The organism is Pelotomaculum isophthalicicum JI (genome assembly GCF_029478095.1).
Classification (GTDB): Bacteria; Bacillota; Desulfotomaculia; order Desulfotomaculales; family Pelotomaculaceae; genus Pelotomaculum_D; species Pelotomaculum_D isophthalicicum.
Genome location: NZ_JAKOAV010000002.1, coordinates 76906 through 91508, shown reverse-complemented (window position 1 = coordinate 91508; position 14603 = coordinate 76906). Strand labels below are relative to the sequence as shown.

General features: G+C 43.9%; 14 protein-coding genes, 1 pseudogene and 1 riboswitch. Of the genes and pseudogenes, 14 read left to right on the top strand and 1 reads right to left on the bottom strand.

The annotated features are described in order from the left end of the window. The first annotated feature begins 100 nt into the window (after positions 1 to 100). The 10 genes and pseudogenes from L7E55_RS01730 (at position 101) to L7E55_RS01685 (ending at position 8920) form a co-directional block, all read left to right on the top strand. A complete protein-coding gene (locus L7E55_RS01730; protein WP_277442256.1) occupies positions 101 to 271 on the top strand; it encodes a hypothetical protein in 171 nt (56 codons plus the stop codon). A 4-nt stretch (positions 272 to 275) separates the two neighbouring features. Then, complete coding sequence (locus L7E55_RS01725) at positions 276 to 1931, top strand: recombinase family protein (RefSeq protein ID WP_277442255.1); 1656 nt, start codon at positions 276 to 278, stop codon at positions 1929 to 1931. Positions 1932 to 2042: 111 nt separating this feature from the next. After that, positions 2043 to 2588, top strand: coding sequence for a trypsin-like serine protease (locus tag L7E55_RS01720; protein ID WP_277442254.1), 546 nt, complete (start codon positions 2043 to 2045; stop codon positions 2586 to 2588). 87 nt (positions 2589 to 2675) lie between these two features. Further along, complete coding sequence (locus L7E55_RS01715) at positions 2676 to 3086, top strand: hypothetical protein (RefSeq protein WP_277442252.1); 411 nt, start codon at positions 2676 to 2678, stop codon at positions 3084 to 3086. A gap of 28 nt (positions 3087 to 3114) precedes the next feature. Then, complete coding sequence (locus L7E55_RS01710) at positions 3115 to 3486, top strand: FliH/SctL family protein (RefSeq protein ID WP_277442251.1); 372 nt, start codon at positions 3115 to 3117, stop codon at positions 3484 to 3486. 234 nt (positions 3487 to 3720) lie between these two features. Beyond that, positions 3721 to 3924: riboswitch (cyclic di-AMP (ydaO/yuaA leader) on the top strand. A 5-nt stretch (positions 3925 to 3929) separates the two neighbouring features. Continuing rightward, positions 3930 to 4913: a CAP domain-containing protein gene (locus L7E55_RS01705; protein ID WP_277442250.1), complete on the top strand. Its 984-nt coding sequence runs from the start codon at positions 3930 to 3932 to the stop codon at positions 4911 to 4913. 197 nt (positions 4914 to 5110) lie between these two features. Further along, entirely contained in the window at positions 5111 to 6649 is a 1539-nt protein-coding gene (locus L7E55_RS01700; protein ID WP_277442249.1) for a DUF3794 and LysM peptidoglycan-binding domain-containing protein, read from the top strand. A 48-nt stretch (positions 6650 to 6697) separates the two neighbouring features. After that, positions 6698 to 7780 carry a DUF3794 domain-containing protein gene (locus L7E55_RS01695; RefSeq protein WP_277442248.1) on the top strand — a complete coding sequence of 361 codons (1083 nt, stop codon included), beginning with the start codon at positions 6698 to 6700 and terminating at the stop codon, positions 7778 to 7780. A gap of 131 nt (positions 7781 to 7911) precedes the next feature. Next, a pseudogene (locus L7E55_RS01690) lies at positions 7912 to 8223 on the top strand (YbaB/EbfC family nucleoid-associated protein); the annotation flags it as partial. A 34-nt stretch (positions 8224 to 8257) separates the two neighbouring features. Continuing rightward, on the top strand, positions 8258 to 8920 hold the full coding sequence (locus L7E55_RS01685) for a hypothetical protein (RefSeq protein WP_277442247.1): 663 nt from the start codon (positions 8258 to 8260) through the stop codon (positions 8918 to 8920). 173 nt (positions 8921 to 9093) lie between these two features. On the opposite strand, the gene L7E55_RS01680 is transcribed toward L7E55_RS01685, so the two are convergent. Next, positions 9094 to 9360 (bottom strand): hypothetical protein, encoded by a 267-nt coding sequence (locus L7E55_RS01680; protein WP_277442246.1) that lies wholly within the window; start codon positions 9358 to 9360, stop codon positions 9094 to 9096. A 372-nt stretch (positions 9361 to 9732) separates the two neighbouring features. Between L7E55_RS01680 and cas6 the strand changes: the two genes are divergently transcribed. The 4 genes from cas6 (at position 9733) to cas5 (ending at position 14558) form a co-directional block, all read left to right on the top strand. After that, a complete protein-coding gene (gene cas6 / locus L7E55_RS01675; protein WP_277442245.1) occupies positions 9733 to 10500 on the top strand; it encodes a CRISPR-associated endoribonuclease Cas6 in 768 nt (255 codons plus the stop codon). 118 nt (positions 10501 to 10618) lie between these two features. After that, positions 10619 to 12661 carry a TM1802 family CRISPR-associated protein gene (locus tag L7E55_RS01670; protein ID WP_277442244.1) on the top strand — a complete coding sequence of 681 codons (2043 nt, stop codon included), beginning with the start codon at positions 10619 to 10621 and terminating at the stop codon, positions 12659 to 12661. A gap of 33 nt (positions 12662 to 12694) precedes the next feature. Next, the gene (locus L7E55_RS01665) at positions 12695 to 13795 is read left to right on the top strand and encodes a CRISPR-associated protein (protein WP_277442243.1); all 1101 of its coding nucleotides are present in this window, start codon (positions 12695 to 12697) and stop codon (positions 13793 to 13795) included. Between the two features lies 1 nt (position 13796). Continuing rightward, complete coding sequence (gene cas5 / locus L7E55_RS01660; RefSeq protein ID WP_277442241.1) at positions 13797 to 14558, top strand: CRISPR-associated protein Cas5; 762 nt, start codon at positions 13797 to 13799, stop codon at positions 14556 to 14558. The last annotated feature ends 45 nt before the right edge of the window (positions 14559 to 14603 follow it).

Below are 14603 nucleotides of genomic sequence, written 5' to 3'. Positions count from 1 at the left end.
ACTCTTTCAGGTTGTAGTCTGAATATGCCGGGGTTTTTATTGTTTCGCTTGTTTTTGGACAAAACACTGTTTGAATAAATTAAGAAAAGGAGGTGTAAAAGTGGAGAAAAAACTGATCATTGAGAACCATGAGCGGCTTTCGGTACTGAGCGGTAGGGAGAAGATTGACGATATGATTGTTTTTTTGGCGTACAGAAAGCTTGTAAGAACGCTTGCCGCCTCATCATCTGCATATGCGTATAAAAGCATTAAAGAGGCTCAGGGGAAGTGATCTGTTGAACCGAGAGTGTAACATGCCATCCATTCACGAAACCGGCGACGGGACAAGAGGAAAACTGGTGGCGGTATACGCAAGGCTTAGCGTCAATGAAAACGGTGAACGAGACGAGAGCCTGGAGACGCAGTGCGATTTATTAAATGGTTTTGTACAAAAAAATAAATTTGGAAAATCCAAGCTGTATGTTGATAATGACGAATCAGGCGTATATTTCGACCGGCCTGGCCTTATTCAGTTAATTCATGATATAAAAAACAACCTTGTAGACACAGTGATAGTGAAAGACCTGTCCCGGTTGGGAAGAAACAACGGCGAGACGCTAACTTTTCTCGATTTTCTGATCAATAACAATGTGCGCCTGATCTCGGTTGTCGATAATTACGACAGCTTCGCGGACGATGACGAGATTATCGGAATTAAAACGTGGGCTAATGAACACTACTGCAGGGACATTTCCAAAAAAGTGCGCGCGAACTTAAAAAGGAAGATACAGAACGGCGAATACTTAGGCAAGCCGCATTTCGGTTACTTAAAGTCTACCTGTGAGAAAAACAAGCTGGTAGTAGACGGGCGGTATCAAAAAATTATTCGGATGATTTTCGATATGTATATCAACGGCTGGGGCTACCGGGCGCTGGCCGAGTATATACAAAACATGAATATACCGACACCCAGCCAGGATAAAAATTACCCCGGCGCTAAGAAGTCTGACCGCTGGAATGAGCAGCACATCAGGCGGATCATCACAAACCGGGTCTATTGTGGCGATACAATCCAAGGCGTAAGCGAAAAGGTATCTTTTAAATTGCGGAAGACCCGGCGGTTGCCACCGGAGAAGTGGGTGGTGGTGGAAAACACTCATGAAGCGATAATTTCCAGAGAGACCTTTGAACTGGCGCAAAGGATCAGAGTTAAAAGATGGCATGAGGGGGAAGGAAGAAAAAAGAATAAGTCAAAAGAACAGCATCTTTTCTCCGGTTTTTTGATCTGCGCCGCTTGTGGAGCTTATCTGGTTCATAAAAAGAAAAAAAACCGCCCCGCTCATTACATTTGCGGCAGGTATAATAATTTTGGCCGAAAAAGGGGGGGGTGTACGACTCATCACATACTGGAAGATAGATTGGTCAATTATCTCGTCGAAGATATTGAACAAATGGCCCGGGAGACAAATGTTCAAAACCTGCTGGCAGATGCGTATAACAAAAGTATCAGACTACCCACTGTAAAAATAGACGAAGAAGTAAAGCGGCTGGAAAATAAAATAATCGAAAAAAAACGGCAGCAGCGGATGGTGTATTTTGACAGAATCAAGGGAAATGTCAACGAGGCTCTTTACATTGAGGTCGCCGCTGAGATTGAGAAGGAAATTACTGTCTTAAACGCCGGTATTCTCAGGCTGAAAGAAGAATTAATCAAAACAAGGCAGGTGGAAGAAAGTATTCAAAAAACTAATTCCGGGCAAATTCAGATTAATATAAATGATATTGATAGAATGTTTTTAGAAAAGTTTATCAAGAAAATTATTATTATCGATAACGGTGAAGAGATTAGTGAGAGCATAAAAGAAAAATACAACCTGGATTTAATTTTCACCGGAGAGCAATTGGGTAAAATTTCGCATAGGAAAATCAGACTAATAATACTATATAAGTAGTCAGTAGCCAGTAGTCAGTAGTTATATGAGAGAATGGTTGCCGCTAAATTTTGAATGCTTGTATAGTTGTTCCATGTAGTTGCACAGCCCGGGCCTTATGACGGGGGCACCTTGAAAGATCGCATCGGTGTACTGCAGCGCTATGTGCCGCTGCAAAAAAATGTGGCTAAATCCGACTGCCCGGTGGCGTCGGCCTTAGCTAGCGGAAGTACCAAGATCCTTAACCTGGTTAAACGGGATTATGAAATACGCTTTTATAAAAACTATGCGGCTGAAAACACCGTGGATTGCGCATTGGCCAAACTTGATTCAGCGGATCTTGTCAAGCCCTCTATCCTGGAGATAGGCGAGATAAAAGGAATAGCTGATATTAAACCCGGTCAGAAGGTGCAAAAGAGCGGCAGGACTACCGGTCTGACTAGTGGTGTGGTTAAATCCATCGGCACTACGCTGCAAGTGGAAATGAAAGATGACGAAAAAGTCTGGTTTTCCGACCAGGTAGTGACTGATATGGCTTCACAACCGGGAGACAGCGGGTCAATAATTTTGAATCAAAACCATAAAGTTGTGGGTTTGCTGTTTGCCGGATCGGATAAGCTGACCATATTTAACCGGATCAGCAATATAGTGGAGCGGCTTGGCATAGAGTTCGTTTAACTTTCCCCGTAAATTATTGATTTTTGCTGATCCACCTCACCTTTGTTTCAGCCGGGCCATATATTGATTACCGGGGAGGCTTATCTTATGGTACTGAAAGCAGTTGTGTCCGGTGATGTAGCGCTGGCTTTTTTAGGTGAAGATATCCCGGCAATCGGTCCGAGTTTTAACAACAGAGAAGACGCCATGAAAGCGGCTCAACAATATCTTGAAAAGATTAACGAGTTATCGGGGCAGGACCAGAACTCGCCGTTTCAAATTGTCCTGAACAAACAGGCGGACGGCCGGTATTCACTCGTAGTGGATAGCTCACAGCAAATGGTGAGCACCTTGAATAACCTTGATGAATTGCTCGTGAAACGGTTTCGTAAAGGTTTGAAAAAAAAGTTATTTATCTTAACCTGTTTTGTAACGGGTGCTGATGGGCTGGAATGTTTGGTTCTTACTGAAGGTCTAGGGGCGGTATTTTACGCCCCTAATGCCATGGGTACATATTAGGGTATAATCTCTTGGAAGGGCAGGAGACATGGGCGAAGAAAAAAAAGGGAAAAATGAGCAATGTTGGACCCATGGTCGGCAGAAAGATCTTGGTTATCATTTAGGATACAACTTGGGCTTTGAGTCAGGGTTTGAAAAAGGATATACCGAAGGAAGCGCATTAGGTTACAACAATGGGTTTTTAGCGGCACTGAGACTTAGTGAAGGGTCTGGCGCCGAAGAGTCTCCAGGCGCCGACCCACCGTACGGCAGGGTTTACCAGGTAATCCGAAAACTTGTCGATAGCGGTCAGCTAAGTATTTTTCTGTCCGGTTGCGCGGCCAGGGAAGCGGAAACTTTGTTTAAGTTATTATTAGTAGATGTTCATGTAGTAACCAAGGCCCTGGACAACTGCCGTTAGCTTTTATTTTTTGCCGGATCTTAGCAATCAACCCTAATTTGGAGTCTATCTGACAACACCGCAGAATAATCCCATAAAAGTAAACATTACGATAGCTGGTCTTTAATTGCCCGTTTTGCCATGAGACCCCATTCGCTTATATATTAAACTTGTACAAGCTCTTTTCATAAAGAGCTTCTTTAACAGCCGTCTTTTGGCGGACGTCAGACGTCAGACGTTAAGTCAATGCCAATTAAATACAAGCAGCCGAATCCCAAAAAATCAGGGTACGGGGGAACCGGTTTATGGGGTGAATCCCGGTAAAGTCATTAGCTAAGACCCAGGCACCGGTATTATTGTATAATAATGCCATGTCCTTTATCTTGTGACTCGAATGGGTAGGGTTTTGTCTTTTACCGAACCCGTCAGCTAACCCCGGAGGCTCAAAAGAAAGGAGTAACTTTATGCGGTTTTCCAAAAACCTGAAGTTCGGTTTGATTGCTACCTTGTTCCTTCTTGCGCTGGCTTTCTCGATTGGGGCGGCGGCTCCGGCGCCGGCTGACGCCAGCCTTTCCTGCACAGCTGATGAGCAGTCTATGGCTGACCTGATAAATCAGGCGCGCCATGACGCGAATAAAGCCTCGCTGGTTGTCGACCCTGTTCTGTCAAATCTGGCCCGGATTAAGGCCCAGGATATTGCTTCGAACGGCTATTTCAGCCATAACTCGCCAATGTATGGATCTACCTGTGATATGTTGAGGGCGGCCGGTGTGCAGTATAGCAGCGCCGGGGAAAGCCTATGCAAGGCTATGACTGTTAACTCGGCATTTCAGGGACTAAGCGCCGGCGGCAGCCGTTCGAGCATACTCAGCTCATCTTATGACCGGGTTGGCGTTGGAATAATCACAAAAAACAACTATAAAACTATCGTCCTGTTGTTTACAGGCGGTCAAAAAGTGATTACACCGACACCAACACCGACGCCGACGCCAACGCCAACGCCAACACCGACACCGACACCGACACCGACGCCAACACCAACACCCACGCCGACACCCGTAAGCGGTTTAAATGCCGACGAGCAGCGGATGTTCGATTTGGTGAATCAGGAAAGGAGCAAGGCAGGCCTGCAACCACTGCAAATCGATCTGACCCTGGTCAAGTTGGCAAGAATGAAGGGGCAGGATATGATTGATAAAAATTATTTTGACCATACGTCACCAACTTACGGTTCTCCCTTCGATATGATGAAAACATACGGGGTGCAGTATCGCTACGCCGGGGAAAACCTAGCCGGGGCTCCAACCGTTGATTCTGCGCATACCAATCTGATGAACTCGTCCGGACACCGGGCAAACATATTAAATTCAAATTATACTAAAGTGGGCATTGGTGTTGTCAGCGGCGGCCCATACGGGAAAATGTTCGTGCAGATGTTTATCGGTTGATTAACGGTATAGCATAAAAATTGAAGAACTGATCGAGATATAAACAATATAAAAAATATTTATTATGTTAAAATAAGGAAGAGGACCCAGGTCCTCTTTTTTTTTTCGTTTTTTGCAGGCGGACTACCTTTATTGCACATTTTCGTATGTTTCTCTCATATATTAGTATAGAAAAATTTTGAAAGGAGGAAACCATCATGGCTGGAACCGAAATGCTTAAGGTCAATTTGGTCCAGGGTGAAAATAGAGTTCAGACCGTGGTTAGAGGTCAGATTGAAGTTCCTGAAACAAAGCCGAGCGTGGAAAAGATTTTATCAAAAGAAACAACTGCCAAAGTTAGAGACATCAGCATTGTCCCGGACAAGATTATCATTAATGGGACCCTGACTGTACAAGTGATGTATGTCGCCTTTGAACCTGATCAATCAGTTCACTCGATGCACGGCGATGTCAATTTTACGACCTTTGTCGATGTGCCAGGCGCCGAGCCCGGGATGGATTATGTTGTCGATTTTACTGTGGAGGATGTGAGTTTGACTCCAAGTAAAACCAACGCTTGTGCATTTGATGTGGCCGCTGTGCTCAGCACTTTTGCAAAAATAATGGATGTTGAAGAAATGGAAGTGCTCACGACCACTCCGGCCGGGAATGTCGCTCTGGAAACCCAGGATATCACTGTCGAACACATGATTGGTGAGAAGGAAACCAAGCAAATTATTGTCAGCGATACGTTCGAAGTGCCAGAAGAAAAACCGGGCGTGGAAAAAGTTCTGAATACCAAAGCGGAAGTAGAAATTACTGATAAACGGGTCCTTGCCGGCAAAGTGATTGTGGACGGTGAGGTAAGACTTGAAGTTTTGTATGTGTCCTTGACCCCGGGGCAATCCGTTCATGACCTGCACCAAGTCATCAAATTCAGTGACTTTGTGGAAGTTCCTGAAGCCCAGCATGGCATGAACGTTCATGTGCGGGCGGAAGTGGAAAGCGCCGAAATTTCGACGGTAACTTGTCCGAGGTTAACAGCGGATGTCATCGTCAAGCTGACCGTCTTTGTTTCCGAAACCAGGACGCTAAAAAATGTTCCTACCAAATTACAAAATGAGGCGGGCTATGACAAGGTAAAACTGAAGATTGACCGGGAAATCGGCGCAGGAGAAACTCAAGTGGTTCTCAGGGAAACAACTGAAGTTCCTGAAACAAAACCCGCCGTCATGAAAGTGCTGGAGTCAAGGGTAGATAAGGTAAAAGCTACGGAAACAGATATACAAAAGGGTAGAGTGTTGATCAGAGGTCATGCCGATGTGGAAGTGGTTTATGTCAGCACAAAACCCGACCAGGCTGTCCACGCGCTGCACCAGCGTTTGAATTTCCGCACGTTTGTGACAGTGCCCGGCGCAGAACATGGTATGAGAGCCAAAGTTAAAATCAGTCCGGAATATGTAAGTGTGGATCAGCAAGGGTGTGATTTACACACGGAAGCTGTTTTAAAAGTCAAGGCGACAGTGACCGATCTGTCCCAACTGCACGTTTATGTGCCCGCCGTCACACCGACTCCCACGCCTATTACCTGTGTGCCAACTGATTATACTGTTCTGGCGGGTGACACACTCAGTAAAATTGCCGCGGCGCATGGAACGACGGTGGCCCTGATCCTGGCTGAAAACCCGCAGATTACCAACCCGGATGTCCTCAGCGTCGGACAGGTGATTAAGATTCCGTGCGCGCCAATGGGTTAATAATTTTTGTTGAATGCAATTAAAAAATAATTAAGGAGGTCTAAAAGAATGCCTGAACAATTCTACTACACGGAAGTTCAGCCGGTGAAATGCATTGAAATAAGAGTGCCGTTAGTTATTGCGTCTGTAGATGTGGAAGTGGTTGTCGACAACATTGCCACCTTGCCCGAATTGGTCCACAATTGCGACAGAATTAAAGCTCATGTTCGCGATCTGACCGGCACACCGGTGTTTGTTGAAGAAGCCCATCATCATCATGACGACCATTTCCACCATGATGAAGAATTCGTTATGGTGCATCACGACAGCATGCACCCGTTTAGGGATTTGTTTCTTAAGAAAATCGTTGTCAACGGCACTCTGCACAAGAAAATATTCTATGTAAATAAAAATAACGAAGTCAAATTCGTGACTGAGGATCTGCCGTTTTCCAAGCTGGTTGAACTGGCTGAACCTGTGAAGGTTCACCACAAGCATGATGTTACTATTACGTTCCGTCATGTTGATGTTGATGTGAACTTTGAAATTCATCGCGGCTGCCGGGTCCACCAGACTTCTGTCATTCAGGCTACCGCCAGGGTTACGGAAGACCGCAAAATCTATGTGCAGACCTGCCCGTCACCGGAAGAGGCTCCCGTCGGCAACCTGCTTAGGGACGGCGGCCTCGAAGCCTGGGCCAGCCCCTATTCCCCGGTCTTTTGGGGCGCGAGCAATGTATCCCAGACCACTACGGCTCATTCCGGGTCATTCGCGGCGGAGATCGGCCTGCTGAATACGGCGCTGCCTGGTGCTTTATTCCAGATGATCAGCAAAAAAATCGTTGGCGAACGCCAGTACCGCCTCACCTTCTGGGTCAGGGAAGATGTGCTCGGCGCGACCAGCGCTTTCTCCTTAACCGCTGAAGTAGTATTCTATGATCAATTCGGCACTCAGATCGGCATCGGCACGCAAACGCTGCCCAGCACCGGTATACCGGACAATGCCTACACCCAGGTCCAGTTTACCACACCGGCAGTAGATTCAAGCGTTGATTCAATCATGGTCCGCTTCACCTTTACCCCAAGCACTGGGAACACCAACACTGTCAAAATTGACGATGTTATGCTGGAATGCATGCGCAAGCACTATTAATCCCGGGATGAAAATAGAAAAAGCTGTTGTAAAACAGCTTTTTTTTTGCCTTTAATAAACTTTTTTAGCGCCGGGCGAATATATTTAATAATGAGTTGCAGCGGCCATGACGCTGTGTATGGAAAGGGGAAAAGAATCGAATGATGAATAATATGGGCGCGATAGTTGCCGAGATGCAAAAGTTGCAGCAGGAGCTTAAAAACAAAACCGTGGAAATCAGTGAGGGTGAAGGATTGTTCAGCATTGTGATGGACGGCCAGCAGCAGGTGCTGAATGTTAAATTCGGCCCGGGCGCTCTGAAACCTGGTAATGCCGAGGCACTGGAAATAATGGTGGCGAGTGCGTTCAATAGAGCTACCGCCGAATCAAAAAGTTTGTTTAAAAACGAAATCGCCAAGTTGACCGGTGGGATGAGTATTCCCAATATACCCGGATTGTTTTAACAATATCATACATTTAACCGGGGAGGTGATTTGATTGGCTGAAGATGCCAAAGGAACTGCCATGTTGGAAGAAGCGGTCGCGAGGGTGCTGGAACTGCAGTCAAAGTATGGGATGGACCAGGAAACAATGTTGATTTATATGTGTTCGGTAAACCTCACCAGTATCTTGAGTCTGATCGGGAACCGTTATCACGGCAGTTCCAGCGGATACATACAGTCTCCGGTCACGGCGCCGGCGACAGTTCCGGCGCCTGCGCCGGTCAGTACTACCGGGACGGCTCCGTCACTAAATGACCTGATAGGTATGTTGGCAGGCTTGCTGGGCAACCAAGGCGGTACCGGCGGGCAGGGATTCAACCCTGCCGCGTTAATGAACCTTTTGGGATGTCTTGGCGGCGGTAAGGAGGGGCAAGGACTGAATCCAGCTATGCTGACGAGCCTGCTTTGCGCCCTCGGGGGGCAGAATATGGATTTGAGCAACCTTATGAACATGATGGCCGGGTTAATGGGAACAGGCGCGAAGAATAACACCAAGTCAGACTCATCAAAAGATACGCCGGCTGCAGCCAATGACGCGTCAAACGCAGCCGGAACAGCGAAAAATGACCGGAGCGGCGAAAAACAAGCCGTCCGGGAAGTGCCGAAAATTATGAAGTGGGATAGCCTGGATAACCGCAAAAGAGTGCAAAGCAAATAGGTTGTAAGGGAACTTTTGATCGTTTGTCGCCGCTTGGAGGTGGCTCGTGCCGCCTGGAAGCGGTTTGTTTTTTCTGTAATCATAAAAAAAACGGGCTTGAAATAATAACAGCCCGGTGGGGAGAGTTCCGGTTTAAAAAGAAGCCGCCTTAGTTCAGGCAAAAGGATGCATGACTATACCTCGGAATCGCCTGCTTCTTTTTGCCCCGGCATATCATTATATTGTGGTTGCGCGGGTGAAGAAGAACCGGGTTTGTTAGTCCCCTGTCCTGTCATGAAGGGCATCATCGCAGCATGAAATGTATCGATACCATTTCTTATGCTCGACACAGTATCTTTGGTGGCTAGAATAAAGGAATTTAGACTCTCTAGTTTCTTTTCTGATTCTGGGCTGACTGCGAGCATTAACAATAGGGGGAGCAAGCGGTACAAGCTGTTCACAACTCCTTTCTTGTCGGTTGGGTTCCCGCGTTGTCGTCATTTTAGTTTATGTTTATTGGGGGTATTCTGTTACACAATGGCGAAGGATGGGTGAGGTGCTGTGATAAATAAGGTTTCCAATATGATCGCTTATATGCGTCACTTCCCAGAGTACTATTGTGTGTACTATCGTGTTGTTATTGGAAAGAGTCTTATTTATTGTCCTATTTTGTAGATATATGCAAATTATGGTGGTATAATCAAATATAAAATAATGAATTAACATAAATTCTCTGGAATCTAAAAATAAAATTTTCTACTTTGTGACAAAGACTAGTCATGTCCAAATGTTAAACTAATGATTAAGAATTAGGCTTTACAGGAGGGTTTGCTTTGCATGCTTACATAAATATGAAAATAGATCCGTTCTCACCCGCCCTCCCTATCCAATATAATTATTTAGTTCAGTCAGCTATTTACGCGGCGCTTCCCGAAGATGTCGCCTCCCGTATTCATGACGAAGGTTACTCTGCCGGGAACAGACGTTTTAAAATGTTTTCCTTCTCTCGAATTATGGGTAAGTTCTTAATTGATAGCACGGCAGGTACTATCAAATTTCCTGATGGTGCCAATTTGGTGATCTCATCACCGGATATAAAATTTTTCCTTTCCCTGGTCAATAACCTGCTCACCAAAAACCACGTCCGAATTGGAGACTCCATTTTACATATCAATGAAGTTCGTTTTGACGAACTGAAAGTGGATAGTGATGTTTTAATAGTACGTACTTTATCGCCGGTCGTAGCTTACAGTACTCTACTAAGACCCGGGGGAGGTAAATATACGTGTTATTACCAACCGGGTGAAGGTGAGTTCAATAAACTGGTTAATGCCAACCTGCGCAAGAAATATGAGGCCTTTTACGGTAAACAGCCTCCGGAAGGAGAAATCCAGGCAAGGCCGCTGGACAGGCCCCGCCTGCACGTTATGTCTTATAAAGGCACGGTTATTAAAGGATACACTTGCCGCCTGAAGTTGACAGGTCCACGCGAACTGCTGCAGATAGGGCTTGATGCTGGGATTGGGAGTAAGGGAGGGCAGGGGTACGGCTGTTTGGAGAAGGTGGAATCAAGAAAAAAGAAAGAGATAAGGAAGAGATAAGGAAGAGATGATGGACTTTTGGCTGTCCGGTGGTTCTAAAATAATTATGCGAGAGAAGAGGTGAGGGAACAAAGATTTGTTATTATTGATTATTACGGAAAGTTAAGGAGGTGGGCGAATGAATTTACCTCAACTGACTGCTTATATTGGCGATAGCGCCGGAGACAATCAGAACGTATTCAGTTCAATAATCCAGCAGGTAAGAGGGGTTCAGTCAGACGGGGAAAACTACGTAATAGCACTGGTTTTTGATTTAAAAACAGAAGAAATATACTTTAAATTGCAGGCTCAATTCTCAAGTAATTCTGCAAAGGAATATAACTATTTCGGCAATAATAAAGCGGCTTCTTCTCAATATTACCTTTCCAGAGAAACCGGTTCCCTTTATTACCTGTTAGGTAGCATCTGGAATGACCTTTATTTAATGCTAAAGAGATATGATATGGAGAATAGTGATCTAGCGTCTCTGATTGTAAAGATGAAAGATTCAAAATTAGTTTCATTAAGTCCACAGATTGGTAATGGTAAAGTAAATTTTGATAAGTTTTCCTTATTTAAAGATAAAGGCCTTACATTATCACTTGATAAAAAGAAGATTAAAATCAAAGATCGCGAATACAGTTTTGACGCTTTTGTTCGTATGTTTTTAAACGATGATAATAAAAACAACAAGTATGTATTGGTTGTCCCGGCTGTGCGGTTCGAAAACAACGAGGAAGAAATTCTTTCTGTTCATCCTGACTACCTTGAATTAGTAAGGCGCGCAAATAAATTGGACAATAATATTAAAGCCAGAAAAGGTATTGAAAGAGTTTGTTATATTTGCGGTGAAAAAAAGGCGGATGTGTTAAGTGAATACACGACAAAATTTGAACGCACAGGCATCAATAAAATGTTTACTACCACAACTATCAATACTTCCCCTTTTTTTAACAAAAGTAATTACGATGATGTCTACTCCATGTGTACCGGGTGTTATCAAAAGCTGTTAGCCGGTGAAAAAATCATCAGTAGACAGTATAGGAGCAAAATTGCCGGCGAGAATGTGTTTATCATTCCGGAAGGATTGTTAGGCTTTTTTGATTATAACCACGCTTATAAATTAAAAGGTAGTGTTGACCTGGCTTTTAAAAGCAACAGCGCGGAGGAATGGCTGAGAGATATTGAAGCCGCGGCATTATTTGATGACATAAACTTATATTCTCTCAATTTTATATTCTACCGTACGGACGGTAACTCGGTTACAGTTTTGGAAGTCATCGAAGATATTCCGACCATTCGCTTTCAAAAGGTCATCAAAACACTGGGCGATAATGCAGCTATTTTAAACAACCATTTAAAAGGAATGTCCCTTGGGCAGATTTACCGTGCAGTACCGGTGCGTACCAACAAAAGTGGAGAGCAACTGGATATTGGAAGGGTACTGTCTTTATATAAGACTATCCTATCCGGAGGACAAATTAACACTGAAGTTTTATTTGGTTATGCCGACGAGGCTCTGGACAAGGGTTTGCGCCAGATAAACAAACAAAAAATTGATAATTATCACAATATGGGCCTGCAGTATTATTTAGGATATGAAGATTTTTTTATTAAGAGGATAGTGATGAGCTATCTTGTGTTGTTTCGCACTTGTCAACAATTGTGCATTTTAAATCAGCCTGTATGCTTTTTTAAGGGAAAGGGTGAAAAGGAATTGGATACTATAGATACTGCTTCCAAGAAAGTAAATTTATCTATTGAGGACATGGAAAGGTTTTTAGAAAACCAGGGGTTCAGCATAGAAGCGAAAGCTTTGTATTTTTTAGGTGTACTAATCAACCGCGTTGCAATAGCTCAACTTCAAAAAGAACATAAAACAAAGCCTATCTTAAAAAAGATCCAGTTCCAGGGAATGAAAGATAAAGATGTACACCGTTTATATGAAGAAGTTATTGAAAAACTGCGGCAATACGGTAAGTTTACGCTTTTTGCGGAGGCTGTGATGAACCGATTTCACTATTACTATGGTACACTCGACCGTACCTGGCCGCTCAGCGAACGGGCTAACGTGTTTTATATCATGTCTGGTTATGCTTATATGGTAGGTAAAAAAGCTCCGGACATAACGGCAGAGGAAGAAGAGATCCTTGAAAGCAGTATTGAAGAAAGCAAGCTATGAGAATATCTAATATTAATATGGGAGGTCAGCAACATGTTTTTAAACCAAAATAGTGATTTCTTATTCGGCTTTCAGGCCAGTATGACTAATTGTAACGGAGATCCTGACCAGGAAAACAAACCCAGGATGGATTACGAAACGTCCACTTTACTGGTTAGCGATGCCAGGAGGAAAAGAGATATACGAGACTTTCTAAAAAACAAAGGTTATTCAGTATTCGTCGATACCCTGGCCGATAAAAAGGTTCCTATGGATGTAATGTTTGAACATGTCCGGGATTATTGGCTGGCAAATAATAGTCAAATGGAAAAACTTCTTAATGAAAACTCTTATCTCGCTGAAAAATGGAAGCTATTGTACGGGGAAGCAAAAGATAACTTCAAAGATATATATCATAAAAAAAATGATGGAATAAAGAAAAAGGCGAAAAAAGACTTGAACGAATCCGAAAAAATTTTTCTAAAGGGATTACCCGAATTTAATAACCTTTTTTTGACTGAAATAATTAAACGTTCACTTATTGATATTCGCCTGTTTGGAAGCGCAATGGCAGTGGAAGGTGTAAGCCGCACTTATACAGGGCCGGTACAAATCACCTGGGGCTACTCTTTACACCCGGTGGAACTGGTTAAATCAAATACAATCACATCCATTATGAATGAGGACAGCTCCACATTCGGCAAAAAGCATAAATTATACTATGCCCTGGTCGCTCATTATGGCACTATAAATAAATATAGCGCCAGGTTAACAGGAATGACCGAAAATGATCAGGACTTGTTGCGCAAATGCCTTGTTCAGGGCTTAATGAGTAACCAAACGGACAGTAAGCAGGGGCAGGAACCCTTATTCTATTTGGAAATTGTTTACAGGCCGGATTTTGATGGTTATTTGGGAGATTTGCGGCGCTTTTTAAAGGTTGGTTATGATGAGGACAAACCCATCCGAAAACTGGAAGATTTAAAGGTCGATTTTAATAAGCTAACCAGCGCTGTGCAAGAAATGAAGGATAAAGGTTATGTAGAAAAAATGCTGGGCTGGCTCCATCCATCTTATATAAAAAGTAACCAGCTAATAAATATGCCTGAGTTTGATCCGGTCGATTTATGGGCGCCTATTAAAGCGAGGGAATAAAATGAAAATTATTTCATTTCACCTGAGAGGGAAAATGGCTCATTTTAGGAGGTTCTATTCAAACTCATCTTCTTTATCCTACACGATTCCCCCCAGGACCACTATTACTGGCATTGTGGCAGGTCTTTTAGGTCGGGAGCGGGATGATTACTACCTGGATTTTTCCTTGGACAGGTGCCGTATCGCTGTGTCTTCCCGTGCCCCAATCAAAAAGTGCATGCAAAAATTAAACTTGTTGAAAGTGGAAAGTCTGAATGACCTCAACGGTTCTTCGGGGTATCACAGCCAAACGGCCACAGAGTTGATCATACCATTGAATATTCGCACCGGAATAATTGATTACCAAATATGGTTGCACCATCTTGACGGAGCCATTATGAACGAGTTGGAAGAAATCTTAGTTGTAGAAAGTCCCGGTTATAAAAGTTTGGGTATTTCTTTGGGCCTGGGTACTGCTTATAACCTGGGATGGCTGGAGTGTGGCAAAGTCATGGAAGGAGAAGAGAAAAAAGAGAGCAATAATCAGTCGGTCGTTTCAGCTATACCGACAAGAAAATTGCACGGCTTCTTAATAGAACAAATAAGTGCTGGTGGATATAGGTTAATCAAGGAAGAGATCCCGCTGGAGTATGACCATGAAAGACGTATTACTGAAAGAGGACTGGGAAACATGGTGATCAACTTAAACCCTAATCCAGTACCTGTCAAGGTGGATTCATATGTTGTAACGGATCAGGGCGAGATCATTACCTGGATGGAATAAAAATCCGATAGGGTATTGTGGCATCATCCAAGTCGGGTTTTTGCC

Bases quoted from the DNA above. Each gene is read 5' to 3' on its own strand.
- L7E55_RS01710 (WP_277442251.1), top strand. From the start codon at position 3,115: ATGGGCGAAGAAAAAAAAGGGAAAAATGAGCAATGTTGGACCCATGGT.
- L7E55_RS01670 (WP_277442244.1), top strand. From the start codon at position 10,619: ATGAATTTACCTCAACTGACTGCTTATATTGGCGATAGCGCCGGAGAC.
- L7E55_RS01665 (WP_277442243.1), top strand. From the start codon at position 12,695: ATGTTTTTAAACCAAAATAGTGATTTCTTATTCGGCTTTCAGGCCAGT.
- L7E55_RS01695 (WP_277442248.1), top strand. From the start codon at position 6,698: ATGCCTGAACAATTCTACTACACGGAAGTTCAGCCGGTGAAATGCATT.
- L7E55_RS01715 (WP_277442252.1), top strand. From the start codon at position 2,676: ATGGTACTGAAAGCAGTTGTGTCCGGTGATGTAGCGCTGGCTTTTTTA.
- cas5 (WP_277442241.1), top strand. From the start codon at position 13,797: ATGAAAATTATTTCATTTCACCTGAGAGGGAAAATGGCTCATTTTAGG.
- L7E55_RS01700 (WP_277442249.1), top strand. From the start codon at position 5,111: ATGGCTGGAACCGAAATGCTTAAGGTCAATTTGGTCCAGGGTGAAAAT.
- L7E55_RS01705 (WP_277442250.1), top strand. From the start codon at position 3,930: ATGCGGTTTTCCAAAAACCTGAAGTTCGGTTTGATTGCTACCTTGTTC.